Annotated in this window: 13 protein-coding genes; 5 read left to right on the top strand and 8 right to left on the bottom strand. The window is 64.8% G+C overall.

From position 1 onward, the window contains the following. Window positions 1-32: 32 nt before the first annotated feature. On the top strand, window positions 33-908 hold the full coding sequence (folP, locus tag ENJ54_07200) for a dihydropteroate synthase (GenBank protein ID HFC09615.1): 876 nt from the start codon (window positions 33-35) through the stop codon (window positions 906-908). 5 nt (window positions 909-913) lie between these two features. Here the strand turns inward: folP and ENJ54_07195 are convergent, their stop codons facing one another. The 3 genes from ENJ54_07195 to ENJ54_07185 all read right to left on the bottom strand — a co-directional run bounded on the left by ENJ54_07195 (window position 914) and on the right by ENJ54_07185 (window position 3,032). Beyond that, complete coding sequence (locus ENJ54_07195) at window positions 914-1,369, bottom strand: GNAT family N-acetyltransferase (protein ID HFC09614.1); 456 nt, start codon at window positions 1,367-1,369, stop codon at window positions 914-916. A gap of 4 nt (window positions 1,370-1,373) precedes the next feature. Beyond that, entirely contained in the window at window positions 1,374-2,312 is a 939-nt protein-coding gene (locus ENJ54_07190; GenBank protein ID HFC09613.1) for an SPFH/Band 7/PHB domain protein, read from the bottom strand. Between the two features lie 87 nt (window positions 2,313-2,399). Continuing rightward, window positions 2,400-3,032: a hypothetical protein gene (locus ENJ54_07185; GenBank protein ID HFC09612.1), complete on the bottom strand. Its 633-nt coding sequence runs from the start codon at window positions 3,030-3,032 to the stop codon at window positions 2,400-2,402. Between the two features lie 137 nt (window positions 3,033-3,169). Here ENJ54_07185 and ENJ54_07180 point away from each other — a divergent pair, with 137 nt between their 5' ends. After that, window positions 3,170-4,024 (top strand): DegV family protein, encoded by an 855-nt coding sequence (locus ENJ54_07180; GenBank protein HFC09611.1) that lies wholly within the window; start codon window positions 3,170-3,172, stop codon window positions 4,022-4,024. A 20-nt stretch (window positions 4,025-4,044) separates the two neighbouring features. Continuing rightward, window positions 4,045-4,896, top strand: coding sequence for a DegV family protein (locus ENJ54_07175; GenBank protein HFC09610.1), 852 nt, complete (start codon window positions 4,045-4,047; stop codon window positions 4,894-4,896). Window positions 4,897-5,235: 339 nt separating this feature from the next. On the opposite strand, the gene ENJ54_07170 is transcribed toward ENJ54_07175, so the two are convergent. Next, on the bottom strand, window positions 5,236-6,543 hold the full coding sequence (locus ENJ54_07170) for a thymidine phosphorylase (GenBank protein HFC09609.1): 1,308 nt from the start codon (window positions 6,541-6,543) through the stop codon (window positions 5,236-5,238). A gap of 171 nt (window positions 6,544-6,714) precedes the next feature. Between ENJ54_07170 and ENJ54_07165 the strand changes: the two genes are divergently transcribed. Beyond that, window positions 6,715-7,770, top strand: coding sequence for a hypothetical protein (locus ENJ54_07165; protein HFC09608.1), 1,056 nt, complete (start codon window positions 6,715-6,717; stop codon window positions 7,768-7,770). Here ENJ54_07165 and ENJ54_07160 read toward each other — a convergent pair. The 4 genes from ENJ54_07160 to ENJ54_07145 form a co-directional block, all read right to left on the bottom strand. Then, on the bottom strand, window positions 7,759-8,346 hold the full coding sequence (locus ENJ54_07160) for a hypothetical protein (protein ID HFC09607.1): 588 nt from the start codon (window positions 8,344-8,346) through the stop codon (window positions 7,759-7,761). The genes ENJ54_07165 and ENJ54_07160 overlap by 12 nt on opposite strands. A 306-nt stretch (window positions 8,347-8,652) precedes the next feature. Continuing rightward, window positions 8,653-10,086, bottom strand: coding sequence for an FAD-binding oxidoreductase (locus tag ENJ54_07155; GenBank protein ID HFC09606.1), 1,434 nt, complete (start codon window positions 10,084-10,086; stop codon window positions 8,653-8,655). An 86-nt stretch (window positions 10,087-10,172) separates the two neighbouring features. Next, window positions 10,173-11,753, bottom strand: a complete 1,581-nt coding sequence (locus ENJ54_07150) for a UDP-N-acetylmuramoyl-L-alanyl-D-glutamate--2,6-diaminopimelate ligase (protein ID HFC09605.1) — start codon at window positions 11,751-11,753, stop codon at window positions 10,173-10,175. A 43-nt stretch (window positions 11,754-11,796) separates the two neighbouring features. Continuing rightward, window positions 11,797-12,900 (bottom strand): aminopeptidase, encoded by a 1,104-nt coding sequence (locus ENJ54_07145; GenBank protein ID HFC09604.1) that lies wholly within the window; start codon window positions 12,898-12,900, stop codon window positions 11,797-11,799. A 158-nt stretch (window positions 12,901-13,058) separates the two neighbouring features. Here ENJ54_07145 and ENJ54_07140 point away from each other — a divergent pair. Further along, on the top strand, window positions 13,059-17,267 hold a 4,209-nt coding region (locus tag ENJ54_07140; protein ID HFC09603.1), incomplete at its 3' end, for a hypothetical protein.

Raw genomic sequence — 17,267 nt, 5'->3', positions numbered from 1 at the left:
ACATCCCGCATCCCGAAACCCGGAGCCTCCCCATGCCCCCCTTCCCCTGCCAAACCCGCACCTGCATCATGGGCATCCTCAACGTCACCCCCGACAGTTTTTCGGGCGACGGCCTGTTAGCGCGCGGCGACGCGGTGCAGGCCGCCCTCGCTCAAGCACGCGAGTTCGTCGCCGCGGGCGCGGACATTCTGGACGTCGGCGGGGAAAGCACCCGCCCGGGCGCGCAGCCGGTTTCCGCCGAAGAGGAAGCCGCCCGTGTGGTGCCCGTGGTGCGGGCGCTGGCCGCCGAGTTCCCCAACGTGCTGATTTCGGTAGATACTTACAAAGCCACGGTGGCCGAGGCCGCGCTGGAAGCCGGCGCGGGCATGGTCAACGACGTCTGGGGGCTGCGCGCCGACCCCCACATGGCCGAAGTGATTGCCCGCCACGACGCGTGGGCGGTGCTGATGCACAACCGCAGCACGCCGCAAAACGCCGAAGTGCGGGAACACCTCGGCGGGCGTTATGTGGGCGTGGCTTACACCGATTTGCTCGCCGAGGTGAAGGCCGAACTGCTGGAAAGCGTGGCCTTGGCGCGGCAGGCGGGCATTCCCGACGAGCGCATCATCCTCGACCCCGGTATCGGCTTCGGCAAGACGGTGGAACAAAATTTAGAACTGGTGAACCGCCTGGATGAGATTCGCGCCCTCGGCTTCCCCCTGCTGTTGGGCGTGTCGCGCAAGTCGTTCATCGGCTACACGCTGAACCTGCCGCCGGAAGAGCGCCTCGCGGGCACTGCCGCGGCGGTGGCAGTGGGCATTGTCCGCGGGGCCGACATTGTGCGCGTGCACGATGTGGCCTTCATGGTGCAGGTGGCGCGCATGACCGACGCGATTTTAGGCAAACGCCCCCCGGCGGATGCTGCCTGAACATCTCACCCCCGTTGTTTTTCCATAATCAGCGCATCTTCCCCGTCGACGTAATACCGCGGCCAGCGGTTGACGATCTGATAGCCCGCCAAGCGGTAGAGGGTTTGTGCGGGGCGGTTGGAAGCCCGCACCGCGAGGCGCAGCACGGGCTGGGGCAGGGACGCTTCGCAGGCTTCCAGCAGCACCCGCCCCAGGCCGCGCCGCCGATGCGCCGGATGGACGGCAATCGTCACAATCCATCCGGCGCCTTCGATTTCCTGCCCGGCGGCAAAGCCGACCATCTCGCCTTCCCCGTCCGTCACCTTGTAGCGCACCACGCCGGGCCACATCAGCACGCCCAGCAGTTCCACCAGCGGCCAGGCATCGGTGGGAAAGCACACCTTTTCCAGCCGCTGGAGCGCCCCCAGGTCGCGCCACGTAGCAACTTCCAGCCGGTAAGGCGGCGGCAGCAGGTCGGCCAACAGATTACTCTTGCTTGCGCTGCTCGCTCGCTTCACCCTCTTGCCGCAACCTCATGAAATCGCTCATCAGACCGGTGAATTCCATCGGGAAGATGAACTTAGTGGAGGGGCTGGAGCCCATGCTCTTGAGGGTCTCGAAGTATTGCAGCGTCATGGTCTTGGGGTCGACTTCCTGCGCCACGCTGTAAATGCGCTTCAGGGCCGCGGCAAAGCCTTCCGCCCGCAACAGTTGGGCCTGCTTCTCGCCCTCGGCCTTGAGGATGGCCGACTGCTTCTCGCCTTCCGCCCGCAGAATGGCAGCCTGCTTCTCACCTTCGGCGACGTTGATGGCGGCTTCCCGCTTGCCCTGCGATTCCGTCACCACGGCGCGGCGCTCGCGCTCGGCCGACATCTGGCGGTCCATGGCTTCCTGAATCTTCTTGGGCGGCACGATCTCGCGGATTTCCACATTCGTGACCTTCACGCCCCAGCGCTCGGTCACCTCGTCCAGGCGGGCGCGCAGCATGTTGTTGATGTGTTCCCGCTCGGAAAGCACATCGTCTAACAAAATGCCGCCGATGACGGCGCGCAGCGTGGTGGTCGCCATGCCCTGGGCGGCGGCCTCAAAGTTACCCACCTGAATCACGCTCTGCTCGGCGTCCAGCACTTTGTAGTACCAGATGAAGTCCACCGCGATGGCCGCGTTGTCTTTGGTAATGCACGTCTGATGGGGGATTTCCCGCACCTGTTCGCGCAGGTCAACCCACACGCCGCGATCGACGAAGGGAATCAGCAGCACAAGGCCCGGGCCTTTAGCGCCGACCACCCGCCCCAGGCGGAAGACCACCAGCCGCTTGTATTCGGGCACAATTTTGATGGCGCTGGTGACCAGCCAAAACAAGAACAGGAGCACCACGCCCACAAAGCACAAAAGGGTGAAACCTACGGCCGTGTCCCCAGCCATTACGGGAAGATAGAACATAGCACACCTCCTTTTGAACAAAACAAGCAGGAAACGAACACTTCATTGCCGTGGCTTCGGGCACCTCTCTCAGGTGCCGCACTCTTTACCCAAGGGGTTTTCTTCATGCCACGGCTCGACCTCTAAAATCAACCCTTCTCGGGAAAGCACGCGAACCCGCGTGCCCGCAGGAATCGGCTGCTCACTGCGCGCCGTCCACATTTCCCCATCGAGGTACACCGAACCCTCCGGCGCGATGTCGGTGCGGGCTTCCCCCACTTGACCAATCAAGCGTTCCAGATCATGCACCGGCGGGCGGGTTTCGGCTTCCAACACCTTGCGGGCAACCAACCAACCTGAGCCCCCCACCAGCAACGAGACCGTCACCGCCAGCCAGGGAGAAACCGCGCTGCCGCCATCAGGCGTGCGGAAAATGAACACCGACCCCACCATCATCGCCAGCAGTGCCAGCGCCAGCCACACCCCCTCGCGCCGGCCGCGTCGCAGCGAAAGCCCGAAGAAAACGATGCCCACAATCCAAACGGCCACCGCCCAGGCATTGACCGCCAACTGCGTGGCCGTATAGCCCGCTGCCAGCAGCAAAAAGAGCGCACTGAGCTCCAACATCCCCGTGCCGGGCGTGATGAGGGCCAAAATCAACACCACCGTGCCGCTCATCAGCAACAGGTAAGCCAGGTTGGGGGTAATCCATGCTTGAGGCATCGGGTTTCATCTCCTGAAAAAGGGCCCCTCATGCGCTTCTATTATACCTGCAAATACCCCATTCCACCCCCTGCACAGCGCAACTTTCCCCCTGTCAAGGGGTTTCTGTTTACAGCCTTCTTGTGGAGGAACGCCTTATGCCCCGCCCTGTCGCACTGGTCACAGATAGCACCGCTTACATCCCCAAAGACCTGCTGGAACGCCACCACATTCGCGTTGCCCCCCAGATCTTGATTTGGGGCGACGAATCCTTTCAAGACGGCGTGGACATTACCCCTACCGAGTTCTACCAGCGCCTGGCGACCGCCAAGATCCTGCCTCAAAGCACACAGCCTGCGGTCATGTCTTTCGTGCAAATCTTCAGCGAACTGGTAGAAAGCGGCTACGATGTCCTGGCCGTGGTCATTTCCTCCAAACTTTCCGGCACTTACCAGGCCGCCATGCAAGCGCGCCAGGCCATCGCCAACGGCGAAGTCGAGGTCGTCGACTCACACACCACGGCGATGGAACTGGGCTTCCACGTGCTGGCCGCGGCGCGAGCCGCCGAACAGGGAGCATCCCTCGCCGAATGCAAAGCCGTTGCCGAGCAGGCCCAGCAGCACACCGGCGTGGTGCTCACCGTCAACACCCTGGAATTCCTGCACCGTGGCGGGCGCATCGGCGGGGCAAGCCGCTGGTTTGGCACCGCGCTGCGCATCAAACCCCTTCTGGAAGTTCGCGACGGCCTGGTGCAGCCGCTGGAAAAAATCCGCACCCGCCGCAAAGCCCTGGCGCGTTTGGTGGAAATCACCGTGGAACGCGCGCAACAAGGCGGCCATCCCATCCGCCTGGCCGCGCTGCACGCCAACGCCGAAGACGACGCCCGCTGGCTGCTGGCGCAGGCTTCCGCCCAGCTGCACCCTGAGGAAGCCCTGGTCTCCGACGTCAGCCCGGTGGTCGGCACGCATGTCGGCCCCGGCACCGTTGCCCTGGCCTATATGGCCGGCATGTAACCCTTTCCCGAGGTATTCCCATGAGCAAACCCGTCGCTGTTGTTACCGACAGCACCGCTTCCCTTCCCAAAGATTTACAGGAAAAGTACCACATCCACGTCGTGCCGTTGCAAGTCGTCTGGGACGGCCAATCGTACCGCGACGGCGTAGACATCACCCCCGAAGCCTTCTATGAGCGGCTGGGTACCTCCAAAACGCTGCCCACCAGTTCCCAGCCCTCGGCCAAAGATTTCGTCAATACCTTCGAGCCCCTGCTGGAAGCCGGTTACGACATCCTCACCGTGGTGATTTCCTCCAAAATGTCGGGCACATTGGCCTCGGCCGCCCACGCCAAAGAAATGCTGGGCGCTGACAACATCGCCCTGGTCGATTCCCTTTCCACCGGCATGGAAACCGGCTTCCACGCGCTGCTGGCGGCGCGGGCCGCGGCCGATGGCGCCTCGCTGGAAGAGTGCAAAGCCATCGCCGAGCGGGCGCGTGACCATAGCGGCTTTGTGCTGATGGTGCCCACGCTGGAATTCCTGCACCGTGGCGGGCGCATCGGCGGCGCAAGCCGCTGGTTCGGCACAGTGTTGCGCATCAAGCCCATTCTGGAAGTGCGTGGCGGACGGGTCGAACCGCTGGAAAAAGTGCGCACACGACGGAAAGTCATCCAAAGAATGACCGACATCGTCGTGGAACGCGTGGGCAACACCCGCCCTGTGCGGCTGGCCACACTGCACACCGGCGCGGTCGAAGAAGCCCGACAAGTGCAGGCGCAGTTAGAAGAACGCCTCTCGCCCGACGAATCTCTCTTTGGTACGGTCAGCCCGGTCATCGGCACCCACGTTGGCCCCAACGGCATCGGGGTGGTGTACGTCGCCGGGCTGTGAAGCAGCATCGGGTATAATTCGGGGCGATACCCCTCCATCCATCCAAAGTTACAGGGCTGGCGCATGTTTGGCCAGCCCTGTAACTTATTCATCACCGCTCAGACTTTTGAAAATGGTGCCTGCACGCCTGAAAACCAACGCAAAGAGCGCCAGAATTAACACGAAGGCGCACGGGAAGCAAAGCCACAAAGGGGGTTTCTGGATTTTCTATGGCGTTTCGGTGCCCTCTGGATTTTTGCCAATCTGTGCAAATCTGTGTCAATCGGTGGATTTTTTCTGCGTAATCTGCGTAATCTGCGTAATCTGCGGTTTCGCTTTGCCCGGGCTGAATAGATACACTTACTCACCAATCACACCGTAAAAATGCGGCAGTGGCGCCACCGGTTCGCTGCTGATTTTCAGTGCCCTCAGCAGCCGTTCCCGCGCCTCGGCCAGTTTGGCCTCATCGTTGGCGTGGATAGTGAACACCGGTTCGCCGGCTTCCACCGCTTCGCCCACCTTCTTGTGGACCATGATGCCCACTGCGTGGTCGATGGGGTCGCCCTTCTTTTCCCGCCCCGCGCCCAAAACTACGGCGGTCTCGCCCACCGTGCGGGCGTGGATCTCGGCCAGATAACCACTTTGCGGCGCCGGTACAGTTTCCTGAAGCGGGGCAGAAGGCAAACGGCTGGGATCGTCGATATATGCCACGTCCCCGCCCTGGGCCTGCACCAGTTTGCGGAAGGCTTCCCATGCGCTGCCGTCGGCCAGGGTGCGGGCAGCAAGGGCGCGCCCCTCGGCCTCGTTTTTCGCCTTCCCGCCCAGCACCAGCATATGCGCCGCCACCATGAAGCAGTGTTCACGGAAATCGGCCGGGCCGCCGTCGTGCAGGGTTTCGATGGCTTCCTGCACTTCCAGCGCATTGCCCACCGCGTAGCCCAGCGGCTGGTTCATGTCGGAAAGCAAGGCAATGGCCCGCCGCCCGGCGCGGTCGGCAATTTCCACCATCAACTCGGCCAGGGCGCGGGCGTCCTCGAGGGTCTGCATGAACGCCCCATTGCCTACTTTCACATCCAACACAATACCCTGCGCCCCGGCGGCGAGTTTCTTGCTCATGATGGACGAGGCAATCAGCGGAATGGAAGGCACGGTGCCGGTGACATCGCGCAGGGCATAAAGTTTGCCATCGGCAGGAGCCAGGTCAGCCGATTGGCCGGTCAGCACAATGCCCACTTCGCGCAATTGCTGCAGAAACTCTTCGGTGGTCAGGTCGGTGCGATAGCCGGGGATGGATTCCATCTTGTCCAGCGTACCGCCGCTGAATCCCAGCCCACGCCCCGACATCTTCCCCACGGGGATGCCTGCTGCCACCACCATCGGCAGCACGACAAGGGTGGTCTTGTCGCCCACGCCGCCGGTAGAGTGCTTGTCAAGAGCAATAGACACCACCCCCGAAAGGTCAAGCACATCGCCGGAATGCGCCATCGCGAGGGTCAGGTCGGTGGTTTCCCGCGGCGTCATCCCGTTGAGCAACACCGCCATCGCCCACGCCGCGGCCTGGTAATCGGGAATCTCGCCGCGAGTGTAGCCCTTGATGAAGAACTTGATTTCCTCGGTCGTCAATTCTTGCCGGTCGCGCTTCTTGATGATGATATCCACGGCTCGCATGGCCAACTCCTTGTAAAAAAATCGCCTTACGGCAATCTATTATAATACGATAAGGCACACCGCAAATTCCGCGGGGTACCCAAAAAGCACGCCCGCCTTGCTCCCGACGGGACGACCGTCCGACAATGCGACTATCCGACTACCCGACTATGCGACTGCGCGAGGTTTCTCATGCTCCGCCTTCCCGGCCTGATTGACCCCCATGTCCATGTCCGTGAGCCCGGCGCAAACCACAAAGAAGATTGGAGCACTGCAACTGCCGCGGCTTTGGCTGGCGGCTTCACCGCCATCCTCGCCATGCCCAACACCCAGCCCCCCATCACCGACGCCGCCGCGCTGGAAACCGCCCTCAACGCCGCCCGCACCAAAGCCCGCTGCGATTACGCCCAATACTTCGGCGCCACCGCGGCCAACGCCGAAGCCATCGCGCCCCTGGCAAGCCGCGCCGCGGGCCTGAAAATGTACCTCAACCAGACCTACGGCACGCTGCGGCTGGACGACACCGCAGCGTGGCACGCCCACTTCCGCTTATGGCCGCGCACCGCGCCGCTGGTCGTCCACGCCGAGCGGCACACCCTGGCCGCGGCCATCCTTTTCGCCGCGCTCTACGACCGGCCGGTGCACATCGCCCATGTTTCCCGCCGGGAAGAAATTCTGCTCATACGCGCAGCCAAAGCCCGCGGTCTGCCCGTGACCTGCGAAGTGGCGCCTCACCACCTCTTCCTCACCGCCGACGACGCCCCCCGCATCGGCCCCGGCCGCAGCGAAGTGCGCCCGGTGCTGGCTTCCCCCGCCGACCAGCAAGCCCTCTGGGACAACCTGGACGTCATCGACTGCTTCGCCACCGACCACGCCCCCCACACCCTGGCCGAAAAAGACAGCCCCCAGCCGCCCCCCGGCTTCCCCGGGCTGGAAACCGCGCTCCCCTTGCTGCTGACCGCGGTGCAGGAAGGCCGCCTCACCCTCGACGACCTCGTCGCGCGGATGCACACCAACCCGCGGCGCATCTTTGGCCTGCCCCCACAGCCCGAAACCTGGGTGGAAGTGGACGAGAACGCCCGCTGGGAAATCCCCCTGCGCGGCTGGCAAACCCGCGCCGACTGGTCGCCCTTTGCCGGCATGCGCGTTCGCGGGCGCGTGCGGCGGGTAGTGCTGCGCGGGCAAACCGTTTACACCGACGGCAAAGTGCTGACGAAGCCTGGCATGGGGAAACCCTTACGCCCCTGAGGCTTCCCCTTCTTCCTTGCATCGGCGCTGCTCTTCTCGCATCTGCTCGGCAAAGGTGCGCAAAGTATTTTGCTGCAAACGCTTAACCAGAATGCGGGAAAAGCCCGTCTCCTGCATGAAAGTGCGCATCATCACCATCTCGTAGGTTGCCACCATTACCGTGACCGTACCGCTAAAGATGCGCGGCATCGAACGCGTGAACGCGAGGGCCTGTTCTGGTGGCAGTTGCTCTTGCGCCCGCTGCGCCAGAATGTTGATCCAGCGGGGAGCCAGCCCTACCACCACTTCATTGGGCACATCGTTACGCACATGCTCCACAGCAAGATTCATCTGCTGGAACCAGAACGTGCGCACGTCGGGCGCGCGGAACAGGTCACGATACCACCCTGCCGGGTCACCATTGAGATAGGTATCGACATAAACGCGCGTGTTTTCAGTAGATTCCAGAATTGCGCGAATTTCAGCCCCCACTTCGTCAGCCCACAGCAGGCAAACATCGGCCATCGAGCGCAACACCGCAAAATCTTCATCTTGTAAATTAGCAAGGGAAACCGCAACCGCAAGGATACGGCGCATTTCATCCCGCAAGGAAGGTAACGGCTGGTTTGTCATCAAAAAACCTCTCTTGAACGCACCTACACGAATATCGCCAACCCCTTTTGCCAGCGAATCCCCAGCCTTCGCCCGCAACCGCTCTACTCCTTTTCCATTATACTCCCCAGGCACCGCCACAAAACGCCATTTCTCTAAAAATTACAGCAAATTGTCGACGCCCGCTCGGCACGCCCGCCCCATTCTTTTTTTCATGACCAGGTTGCAACGCTGTCCAGGCCCGCCGCTCAGCGCCAGGGACACAGCCCTACACCGCCCACCGAACACAGGTCACGCAAGCCTTTCCTTCAGCGGCGCGAACAACCGCCGATACTGGTCGGTTTGCAGCACTTCGTGGGGGTCTAACTGCGCCTTGAGGGCAAAATAGCGCCGCAGGGTGTCTTCGCCCAGGGAAGCCAGCCACGCGTCGGGGGTGAGGGTGGCATCTTTGGCTAAGTAAAAGCGCCCGCCAGCCTGGAGCACGATGCGGTTGAGCACGTCGGCCATGTCTTGCAGGCGGCGGCGGTTGCTGGGGGTCACGCGGAAGTCCATCGCTAACGAGAAGCCATCCACCGCGTGGGAAAGCAGGAAGCGGTCGGGGCGGTGGCGCTTGACCACGCCCAGGTAGGTCGGCAGGCCGTGGCGGTGGGTGGTTTCCAGAACCTCCCGGAAGGCATCGTAAGCGGTTTCCTTCGGCACAAAGCACTGGTACTGAATCAGCCCGCCCTTGCCGTAGGCGCGTTCCCAATGGGGCACGTAGTCGAGCAGGAAGTTGAAGGCCGCGTGGGACTGGCGGAAGGTCTTGTGGTTGCCCAGGGTGCGTGCGCTGAGATATTTAGCCGTGTTGGTGCCCCACAGGCCGAGGCGGTTCATGAAGGGGCGCATGAACATCCACAGCACGCTCTTGGGCACGAACAAAATGTTTTCGGGCAGGGTCTGGTAGTCTAAGGAAAGCGTCCGCCCGGGGTGGGGGTCCTCCCCGGGTTCCAGGTAGCGGGCGATATGAATCTGCCCCCGCCCCAGGCTTTTGCCCCGCGCCGTGCCGTCCAGCCAGGCGACCACGTATTCGCTGGATTCCTTGTGGGCGTCTAGGTCGTCTAACATCTGCTTCAGGTGGGGCACCGACCACGCGCCGACTTCCACCTCGCCGGAATGCACTTTGTGCAGCCGCAGGGTGATTTCGGTGAACACGCCCAGCGTGCCCATGCTGCTCACCAGCGCGGGGAAGAGATCGTCGTCGGGGGTCAGGGTGATTTCCTCACCCGTGGGCAGCAGCGCCCGCAGGCGGGTGACGTGCTCGCCGATGGTGCCCGCCAGCCAGTTGTTCTTGCCGTGGACGTTGGCCGCCAAGCAGCCGCCGATGGTCGGGCGCATGGTGCCGGGCACCACCGCAGGCCACCAGCCATCCTCCAGGGTGTATTGCCAGAGGCGCTCGATGGTGACGCCCGGCTCCACGGTGATTTCGCCGGTCTCGGGATTCCAATCCAGCACGCGGTTCATGCGCCGCAGGTCGAGCACCACGCCGCCGGAAGCCATGTGGGGGTCGCCGTAACTGCGGCCTGCGCCCCGCAGCGCCACCCGCAGGCTGCGCTTTTGGGCTTCCTGCAGCAGGTCGGCAATCTGCTCAGTGTGGGTGGGGCGGAAGACGTAGCCCGGCGCGCTGATGCTGTGCCCGAAGTTTTCCAGGCGGCGGAGGCGGTCGGGGGGAGGGAAGTTAGAGGGCATGGGGGGCCTCGGGGGAAAAAATTAGGAATGAGGAATTAGGAATTGTGAATGGCGACTCGCAGAGGTAAGTAAAGAATCGCAATTCGCTACTCGCGATTCGCAATTTGCGGCAGGTAGGGCATTTCGGGGCCGGGGAGGCCCAAATGTTCGGCTAACGCGGCGCGGAGGGCAGTGCGGTCGTCCCAGGGGTATTCGGTTTCGCCGAAGCACATGGATTGCTCGTGCCCCTTGCCGCACACGATGACCACATCGCCCGGGCGGGCCACAGCCACCGCGTGGCGGATGGCTTCCCGCCGGTCGGGGACGCGCACGAAGGTTTTGCCTTCCACCCCGCCGCGGGCCTCCGCACCGGCGGCCATTTCTGCCAAAATCGCGTCTAACGACTCGGTGCGGGGGTCTTCGGCGGTGAGCACGGTGTAGTCGGCCAGTTGGGCGGAAACCTCGGCCATCAGGCGGCGCTTTTCGCGGTCGCGCAGCCCCGCGGAGCCGAAAACGGCAATCACGCGCCCGTTGGTCAGGCCGCGGGCGGTTTCCAGCGCCCGCCGCAGCGCGTTGGGGGTGTGGGCGAAATCCACAATTGCGGTGAAATTTTGCCCTAAGTCAATGCGCTCCATGCGGCCGGGAATGGCTTCCAGCGCAGCCACGCCTTCCCGCGCGGCTTCGGGCGCAATGCCCAGCCCCACCACCGTGGCCGCCACCGCGGCCAAAATGTTGCTGACGTTGTAAGCGCCCACCAGCTGCGAAGTCAGCGGCAGGCGGAAGCCCGGCCCCACCGCGGTGAAGGTCAGCCCTTGCGGGGTATGGCGGACGTCTTCGGCGCGCACGTCGGCTTCCGGATGCAGGCCATAGGTGGCGGCGGGCACCTTCAGGCGGGGGGTGAGAAAGGCGTAGGAACCTTCATCGTCGCGGTTGAGCACGGCAAGGCGGGGGTTGCCCTGGGGCTTGGGCGGGGTTTCGGCCAGCATGTCAAACAACCGGGCTTTGGCCGCAAAGTAGGCTTCCCGCGAGCCGTGGTAGTCTAAGTGCTCGTGGGTGATGTTGGTCACCACGCCGATGTCGAACTCGCACGCGGTCACCCGGTGCTGCGCCAGGCCGTGGGAGGTGGCTTCCAGCACCGCGTGGGTGAGGCCGGCTTCCACCATTTCGGCGAGGTAAGCCTGGGTTTCGGGCGCGGGCGGGGTGGTGGTGTGGAAGCCGGTATCCAGCACCCGCTCGCCCACCACCGCGTTCACGGTGGAAATCATGCCCGCCGCAATGCCCGCTGCCTTGAGGATGTGGAAGATGAAGTTGGCGGTGGTGGTCTTGCCGTCGGTGCCCGTCACGCCGATGACGGTGAGGCGGTGGGCCGGGTTGCCGTAGAAGCGGGCGATGAGGTAAGCGAGGGCTTCGCGGGCATCGCGCACGCGGATGTAGGGCACCTGCAGGTCGGTAAATTCGGCTTCCGGGCGGGTGCCGACGACAGCCGCTGCGCCGCGCGCCACCGCCGCGGGGATGAAGCGGTGGCCGTCCACCGCCACGCCGGGGATGGCAACGAACAGGTCGCCGCGGCGCACCTTGCGGGAATCGGAAGCAATGCCCGACACCCAGACGTCTTCTTTGGGTGCGGGCACGGGGTAGGGCAGCGCCCTCAGCAGGGCAGAGAGGAAAATCGGGCGGGGTTGGGGCATGGAGAAAAGTTACTTCGTTACTTCGTGAATTGGTTGCCTGGCGTTACACCTGAAATTGGCCGTCTTTGTAGAACAGTTCGCCGTCCACCCAAATGGCGCTGTCGGTGCGCATGTCGCAGATGAAATCCCAGTGGATGGCGGATTTGTTCTTGCTGCCGGTTTCCGGGTAGCCTGCGCCCACGGCCATGTGGATGCTGCCGCCGATTTTCTCGTCGAAGAGGATGTTCTTGGTGAAGCGGTCAATGCCGTAGTTGGTGCCGATGGCGAATTCGCCCAAATAGCGGGCGCCCGGGTCGCTGTCCAACATTTCCAGCAGGAAGGCTTCGTTCTTCTCGGCGCGGGCTTCCACCACTTTGCCGTTTTCAAAGCGCAGTTCCACGCCTTCCACCTCACGCCCGGCGTAGAGCGCCGGGTAGGTGAAGCGCACCCAGCCGTTGACCGAATCTTCCACCGGGCCGGTGAAGATTTCGCCGCTGGGCATGTTGTGGTGGCCGTCGGAGTTGATGAAGGTGCGGCCTTCAATGGAAAGCGTGAGGTCGGCGTTGGGACCTTTCACCACCACCTCGCGCTTGCCCTTCAGCCAGTCCACCATGCGCTGCTGCATGGCGTGGATTTCCTGCCATTTGGCGATGGGGTCGGGCTGGTCGGCGAAGGTGGCGCGGTAAACGAAATCCTCGTACTCGGCGAGGCTCATGTCGGCTTCCTGCGCGTAGGCCGGTGTGGGGAAGAGAGTGCTCACCCAGCGCAGCGTGCCCTCGGCGGAACGCCGCATGAAAGTCGCCATCAGTTCGGCGCGGGCCTGCTGGGCCGCCCGCTGCTTGGCCGGGGAAACCTGCGTCATCGCGCGGGTGTTGGAAGCCCCGCGGATAGAAATCAGCGAATCGGCTTTTTCGTAAACCAGCGGCTCCAGAGGGGAAATCCAGCGTATCTGTTCTTCGGAAGCCGCGCGCGCCACGGCGGCGTCGGTTTCGTCGTCGTTGAGCACCACGGTGGGATGCCCGCCGGCGCGCAGCACTTCCACCGCAGCGGCACGGATAAGCGGCAGGGCGGCCACGCCGCCACGAATCACCACCCAATCGCCTTTGCGGATTTCGGCGGAGTAGTTCACCAAAAGTCTGGCAAGGTTGAGCAAACGGGTGTCGGCCATGAAAGGCTCCTTTCACAAAAGAACGGCGCAGGGCGCGCCGCGGGTGGGTGAAGGTGTGGGGTAATTATATCATCAGTGGGGGGAACGCCTCGTACAACGCGCGTGCCAACAGCCATCCAGGGGTATAATTTCGTAAACTGCCAGGGAAGGAAAACGCCATGCCCCCATCTCAAGCCGCTTTGCGCATCCTGAGCGCCATCGTCAAGGCGTCCCTGCGCCGCGCCGTGGGCGACCCCACGCTCCAGGCCGTGGCCGACGAACTGGCCACCCTGGGCCAGGAGGACCTGGCCCGCCGCCTGGATGCACTCCTGGGCCACCCCGACCGCCGTGAGGCCCTGGCTGCCGCCCTGGAACGGGCCGACGCCTGCGTGCAGCGCCGCTTGCAAGACACCCTGCCCGCCTTAGCGCCCCTGGCCGACGCGGGCCGCGGCCTGCCTTTACGCGACCTGCCCGCGGTGCTGGATGCCCTGGCCAACCTGCCCGCCGATGACTACGACGAGGGCCGCCTGCGCCGCGCCCTGCTGGCGGTCATCCGGCGGGATTGGGAAGCCGCCACGCCCCAGCAGGCCGAGACCGTGGCCGACGCCTACCTCCTCTGCCTGCGGGAGGCCCTGCTGGGGGTGGAGACCGACGCCCTGCGCACCCTCGGCCGCGCGGTGCTGCGCACCGAGGAGGCCGTAAAGCGTCTGGAGCAGGCCCTGCAGGCGTGGAAGGCACAGGCCAGCCGGGACATCCACATTCAAGGCCATGTAAACCGGTCCGTGCTCATCACCGGCGACCGCAATGTCATTCAGGTTTTCCTCAACGCGGCCCCCTTTGACCACCGCCCGCGGGTGGAGCGTTTTCTGCAGGAGTACCTGGGCACCTCAGACGCCCCCGTGCCCTTCGGCGGCAGAAAGGCAGATTTGCGCCTCTTGAGCCAATGGCTGGAGGAGGACGCAAAGCCCTACTTCTTCCTGCACGCCCCGGCGGGGCGGGGCAAGAGCGCTTTGTTGGCGCGTTGGGCCACAGCGGTGCGTCGGCAAGCCGAAGAAGCGTGGGCTGTGGTGTTCGTCCCGGTCAGCCTGCGGTTTGACACCCACCGGCCAGGCGTGTTTCTCAGCCTGCTGGCGTGCGGCTTGACCCGCGCTTATGACCCGCAGCAAAAATGCACCGAGCGCGACCCTCAAATTTTGCTGAGCATGGCCGCAGGTTTTCTCAGGCAAGCGAAGCCGCCAGAGGGACGCCGGGGCGTGTTGGTGGTGCTTGACGGGCTGGATGAAGCGGCGTGGGGGAGCGCCGGTGAGGCCTGGCGCAGTCTGTTCCCCATTGCGCCGCCGCCTCACCTGAAAGTTGTCGTCAGCGCCCGCCTGCTGGCTAACGCCGAAGTGCCCAACTGGCTGCATCGTCTGGGCTGGCGTCGAGGGAAAACCCGCACCCATCGTTTGACTCACCTCTCTTTGGAAGGCGTGCGGGAGGTGCTGGCTCAAATGAAAGTGCCGTTGGATGAACTCAGCCGCGATGTGGATCTGGTCGCAACCCTCTACCGCCTGACCGATGAGGGCGACCCGCTTCTGGTAGGCTTGTACGCCCGGGAGTTGCTGGACGCGCTGGAAGCGGAAGGGGTGGACTATGCCCGCCGCCGCGCGCGGCAGATTGCCGATTTGGTCGGCAGCGGCTACGCCACTTTCTTTGAGGACTACTGGTGGCCTGAGCAAAAGAAATTATGGAAGGCCCAGGGTTTGCCCGGCGATGTGGACAGGCGGGTGAGGGAGATTTTAGATTTGCTTTCTCTGGCGCGGGGCCCCATACCGCAAGCCGATCTGCTTGCCCTTGCCCGCCGCGCCCCCGACGCTCCGGCGGTGGACCTTGACCATCACACCCTCGGGCTGGTATGGGAGAACCTGGCACGGCTGGTTGTGCGGCGCGCAGAAGGGGGGCATGTGTGGATGACCTTTTCACACCCCCGCATGCAGGAATATTTTGCCGAAGACCGTCTCCGGCGGCAGAACCCCGCGCGGTATGCGGAACTGGAGGCGCGCTACCGCGCCTGGGCGCGGGAGGGCTTTCGCCGTGTGAGCGACGGCGAAGAAGCCATCACCGACGCCTCGCCTTATGTGCTCCGTTATGCCCTTGACCATTTAGCCGCCGAGCCGTTGGAGACCTTGCGAACTGTGGTGACCCGCCCGGGCTGGCACCGCACCCGCTACACGCTGGAAGGCGACTACCAGGGCTATCTGGAGGATGTGCGCGCCGTGTGGCGCCGGGCAGTGGCCGAAAACCAAAAGGCAATCGCTAATCGCAAATCGCAAATTACCCCCCGCCAACCACTACCCGCTATTGGCCTGGAAATTCGCTGCGCCCTCATTGAAGCCAGCATCCATAGCCTGGCCGGGAACCTGCCCCCGGACCTGCCTGCCCTGCTGGTGGAAAACGACCTGTGGACCCCGCCCCAGGCCCTGGCCCACGTGCGCCAGATGCCGGATGAACGGCGGCGGAAGGAAGCCCTGATCGCTCTGGCCCCGGTGCTGGCCCAAAAGGACCCGGCCCGCCTGGAGGACGCCCTGGTGGCGGCCCGGAGCATCGGGGATGAGGAGCATCGCGCCGAGGCCCTTGCGTCCCTGACGCCCCACCTGCCGCCGGAGTTGCAGGAGCAGGCCCTGGCGGCGGCCCGGAGCATTGAGTGGGAGTATGCCCGCGCTCGCGCCCTTGCGTCCCTGCCCCCCCACCTGCCGCCCGAGTTGGGGAAGCAGGCCCTGACCGAGGCCATGGACGCGGCCCGGAGCATCTGGAATGCGCGGTTCCGTGCCGAAGCCCTTTCGGCCCTGGCACCGCACCTGCCGCCCGACTTGCTGGCCCAGGCCCTGGCGGCGGCCCGGAGCATCGGGAATGAGTGGTACCGCGCCGAGGCCCTTTCGTCCCTGGTACCCCACCTGCCGCCCGACTTGCTGGAGCAGGCCCTGACCGAGGCTCTTGCGGCGGCCCGGAGCATTTGGGATGAAAATGAGCGCGCCGATGCCCTCTCGGGACTGGCCCCCCACCTGCCGGCGGCGTTGCGGGAGCAGGCCTTGGCCGAGGCCCTGGCGGCGGCCCGGAGCCTTCCGGAGAAGGACGCTCTTGGCCTTAGAAGTCCTCGCGCCGAGGCCCTTGCGGCCCTGGCCCCCCACCTGCCACCGGACTTGCGGGAGCAGGCTCTGAGCGAGGCCCTGGCGGCGGCCCGGAGCCTGCCGGAGGAAGGTATTTTTGGTGAAAGCCCGCGCGCTGAAGCCCTTTCGTCCCTGGCACTCCACCTGCCGCCGGAGTTGCTGAGCGAGGCCCTGGCGGCGGCCCGGAGTATTGAGGATGAATATGTCCGCGCTGAGGTTCTTGCTGCCCTGGCGCCCCACCTGCCGCCGGAATTGCGGGAGCAGGCCCTGACCGAGGCTCTTGCGGCGGCCCGAAGCATCGGGGATGAGTGGTTCCGCGCTCGCGCTCTTTCGTCCCTGGCGCCGCACCTGCCGCCGGAATTGCTGAGCGAGGCCCTGGCCGAGGCCCTGAGCATCGGGAATGAGTATGCCCGCGCCGAGGCCCTTTCGGCCCTGGCACCCCACCTGTCGCCGGAATTGCGGGAGCAGGCTCTGAGCGAGGCCCTGGCGGCGGCCCGGAGCATCCGGGATGAGTGGTACCGCGCCGAGGCCCTTTCCTCCCTGGCGCCCCACCTGCCACTGGACTTGCGGGAGCAGGCTCTGAGCGAGGCCCTGGCGGCGGCCCGGAGCATTGAGCGGGGAGACGCCCGCGCCGAGGCCCTTTCGGCCCTGGCCCCCCACCTGCCGGCGGCGTTGCGGGAGCAGGCCTTGGCCGAGGCCCGGAGCCTTCCAGAGAAGGACGCTCTTGGCCTTAGAAGTCCTCGCGCCAAGGCCCTTGCGGCCCTGGCGCCCCACCTGCCACCGGACTTGCGGGAGCAGGCTCTGAGCGAGGCCCTGGCGGCGGCCCGGAGCATCCGGGATGAATATGCCCGCGCCCGTGCCCTTGCGGCCCTGGTGCCCCACCTGCCACCGGACTTGCGGGAGCAGGCTCTGAGCGAGGCCCTGGCGGCGGCCCGGAGCATCCGGGATGAAGATGCTCGCGCCCGTGCCCTTGCGGCCCTGGCCCCCCACCTGCCGCCCGACTTGCTGGAGCAGGCCCTGGCCGAGGCTCTTGCGGCGGCCCGGAGCCTTCCGGAGAAGGACGCTCTTGGCCTTAGAAGTCCTCGCGCCGAGGCCCTTGCGGCCCTGGCCCCCCACCTGCCGGCGGCGTTGCGGGAGCAGGCCTTGGCCGAGGCCCTGGCGGCGGCCCGGAGCCTTCCGGAGAAGGACGCTCTTGGCCTTAGAAGTCCTCGCGCCGAGGCCCTTGCGGCCCTGGCCCCCCAC

The organism is Chloroflexota bacterium (assembly GCA_011322445.1).
In the GTDB taxonomy this organism is placed as follows: Bacteria; Chloroflexota; Anaerolineae; order Anaerolineales; family DRMV01; genus DRMV01.
Note: the sequence above shows the minus strand (reverse complement) of the source record. Positions and strands in the feature narration are given on the sequence as shown.